Here is a 2816-nt window from a genome sequence, read left to right as displayed (position 1 = left end):
CTGCAGAATTATTAATGAGAACTTTGGCTTATTTTTTAACTCCGATAAAGGTGATCCTTGCAGACGGAGGCTATAGAGGAGAAGTTATAGAACAAGTAAAAAACCGCTTTGGTTACCTCATTAATGTGGTAATGAGAAATGACGAGAAGAAAACTGGTTTTCAGCCCATTTCCAAAAGATGGATTATTTAACGTACATTTTCATGGTTTGATAATGACAGAAGATTATGTAGAAATTATGAACTCATAATGGAAACCTCTGAAAATATGGTCAAATTATCCGCCATAAAATTTTTACTGAATAAAATTTAAACAGGCTCTTAATTAAAATTACTAAAAAAAATGAAAGACAATAACTTCCAACTTCCAGCTTCCAACTTCCAGTCCAAAAAACAACTCAACATCTACTTCACCGCAGGAATTCCGCAATTGGAAGATACCACAGAAATCATTAAACTTATTCAAAATTCCGGTGCGGATATGATGGAAATTGGGATGCCTTATTCCGATCCAGTTGCCGATGGCGAAATTATTCAAAAAGCGCACGAACTTGCTCTGAGAAACGGAATGACGATTGCGAAACTTTTTTCACAACTGAAATCCATTAAGAATGAGATTAAAATTCCAATCATTTTAATGGGTTATATCAATCCGGTTTTGAGTTTCGGATTTGAAAACTTTTGTAGAGAATGTTCAGAATCTGGCGTTTCTGGATTGATTATTCCTGATCTTCCGCCGATTGAATTTGAGAAAAATTATCGAGAAATTTTAGCAAAATACAACCTCACTTTTACGTTTTTGGTAACGCCCGAAACTTCAGATGAAAGGATAAAATATCTCGATTCTTTGAGTTCTGGGTTTTTGTACGCCGTCAGTTCTTCTTCAACCACAGGAAATGAAAACAAGTCAATTAATAATGAAGATTATTTGAATAATTTGGCTTCTTTAAATTTGAAAAATCCTTTGTTCATCGGTTTTGGAATTAAGAATAAAAAAGATTTTGACGATGTGACGAAAAAAGCAAATGGCGGAATTATCGGAACTGCTTTCGTGAAAATCCTGCTGGAAAATGAAAATTGGAAGGAAAAAGCAAGTGATTTTATCCATAGCATAATAAATTAATTTTATAAATTTGTCGCGGAAAATCTTAGAAATAAAAAAAGTATTTTTCAAAATATTGAAATAAATGACTGACACCCAGAACAGAACGTTGCACTTTCGAGAATTAGGTTTGATGGATTATCTTCCGGCATTTGAATATCAGGAAAAATTAATGAAAGAAATCATTGAACTGAAACTGAAAAACCGAGATAGAACCGACGAAATCTATGAGGAAACACCGAATTATTTGTTGTTTGTGGAACATCCGCACGTATATACTTTAGGAAAATCTGGGCATGAAGAAAATATGCTCGCCAATTCAGAAAAATTGAAGGAAATTAATGCGACTTTCGTTCATACGAATCGCGGCGGAGACATTACTTATCACGGTTTCGGACAAATGGTGGGTTATCCGATTTTGGATTTGGATAATTTTAAATCCGACATTCATTTGTATATGCGGAATTTGGAGGAAGTGATTATTCGGGTTCTTGCAGATTACGGTTTGAAAGGAGAAAGGAGCGAAGGTGAAACGGGAGTTTGGCTGGATATTGGAAAACCTTATGCCCGAAAAATTTGTGCAATGGGCGTGAAAACATCAAAATGGGTCACGATGCATGGTTTTGCGCTGAATGTGAATACGGACTTGCGTTATTTCGAATATATTATTGCGTGTGGAATTAAAGATAAAGGAGTGACTTCTTTGCAGCGTGAACTGGAACGAGAATTTTCTGATGAGGAAATGGCTGAAGTTAAAGAGAGAATTAAAAAACATTTCTGCGCCGTTTTTGAAGCATCGCTTGTTTAGACTAAAGATTGATTAGATAACGAAAAATCACCTTGAAAGAGGTGATTTTTTTATTTTAATTCTTTATACAATTCAACTTTTTCGAAAGTTTTCATTTTCTGATTTTCTATTTTATCAGATATCAAAATCCCAGAAAGATGATCGATTTCGTGCTGTAGAATTACTGCGGTGAATCCTTCTACAATTTCAGTGTGTTTCTTTCCATTTAAATCAAAATATTCTAGTTGAATAACTTGACTTCGATAAAAGTAATCTCTGAAAGTTTCGATGGATAAATCGCCTTCTGGACCTAAATTTAAAACTTCGGAACGCCAAACGATTTTTGGATTGATAAAATATTCCAAAGGTTTCTCTTCCTTATCAAATCGTTTTGCCCAAATGATATTTCGGTTAATGCCAACTTGTGGCGCGGCAATTCCGACACCGCCGTCCGTAGAAATTAATGCTAACTTCATTCTGTTGACCAAAATTCTGGTGTACTGATCTTTTGGATTTACATCAATCGATTGTTGGAGTAAAACCTGATGTTGCAAAGAATCTGACGTTTGAAATATAGGAAGTACGGTTTCAATATTCCCTTCTGTAATTCTAGATATTTCTGCTTTCGTATATTTTTGTCCGAATGTAAATACAGAAAATAAGAGCATTAGAATTGAAATTTTTTTCATCTTTTTAGAAGGTTTTAAATCCTTTATAAACTTGTACAGATTTCTCCAACATTGCTGCAGACTCATTTCGGAAATTCATCAAATGGTCGCTGCCATTGTGTTGATGGTGATGTTCTTCACTTTCCCAAAGTTCTACGATAAAGAAAATGCCTATGTTTTCGTTATCTTCCACCAAATCGTATTGGAGACAGCCATCTTCTTTTCGGGTTTCAAAAACCAACTTTTTTAGTAATTCTAATG

4 protein-coding genes and 1 pseudogene are annotated in these 2816 nt (G+C 34.4%); 3 read left to right on the top strand and 2 right to left on the bottom strand.

Features of this window, described 5'->3' with window-relative positions; translation table 11 throughout:
• The 3 genes and pseudogenes from WBY99_RS04940 to lipB form a co-directional block, all read left to right on the top strand.
• Positions 1-191, top strand: a pseudogene (locus WBY99_RS04940) (DDE transposase); the annotation flags it as partial.
• 150 nt (positions 192-341) lie between these two features.
• On the top strand, positions 342-1121 hold the full coding sequence (gene trpA, locus WBY99_RS04935; protein ID WP_423975224.1) for a tryptophan synthase subunit alpha: 780 nt from the start codon (positions 342-344) through the stop codon (positions 1119-1121).
• Positions 1122-1185: 64 nt separating this feature from the next.
• Positions 1186-1908 carry a lipoyl(octanoyl) transferase LipB gene (gene lipB / locus WBY99_RS04930; protein ID WP_423975223.1) on the top strand — a complete coding sequence of 241 codons (723 nt, stop codon included), beginning with the start codon at positions 1186-1188 and terminating at the stop codon, positions 1906-1908.
• Positions 1909-1958: 50 nt separating this feature from the next.
• Here lipB and def read toward each other — a convergent pair whose 3' ends face one another.
• Both def and WBY99_RS04920 read right to left on the bottom strand, forming a co-directional pair.
• Positions 1959-2576 (bottom strand): peptide deformylase, encoded by a 618-nt coding sequence (gene def, locus WBY99_RS04925; RefSeq protein WP_423975222.1) that lies wholly within the window; start codon positions 2574-2576, stop codon positions 1959-1961.
• Positions 2577-2580: 4 nt separating this feature from the next.
• A partial coding sequence (locus WBY99_RS04920) for a putative quinol monooxygenase (RefSeq protein WP_423975221.1) occupies positions 2581-2816 on the bottom strand: 236 nt, incomplete at its 5' end.

Origin of the sequence: Kaistella sp. (genome assembly GCF_049588135.1) — a bacterium.
Classification (GTDB): Bacteria; Bacteroidota; Bacteroidia; order Flavobacteriales; family Weeksellaceae; genus Kaistella.
This window is presented reverse-complemented; position numbering and strand designations above follow the sequence as displayed.

Coding starts and splice junctions, on each gene's coding strand:
- trpA (WP_423975224.1), top strand. CDS start 342: ATGAAAGACAATAACTTCCAACTTCCAGCTTCCAACTTCCAGTCCAAA.
- lipB (WP_423975223.1), top strand. CDS start 1,186: ATGACTGACACCCAGAACAGAACGTTGCACTTTCGAGAATTAGGTTTG.
- def (WP_423975222.1), bottom strand. CDS start 2,576: ATGAAAAAAATTTCAATTCTAATGCTCTTATTTTCTGTATTTACATTC.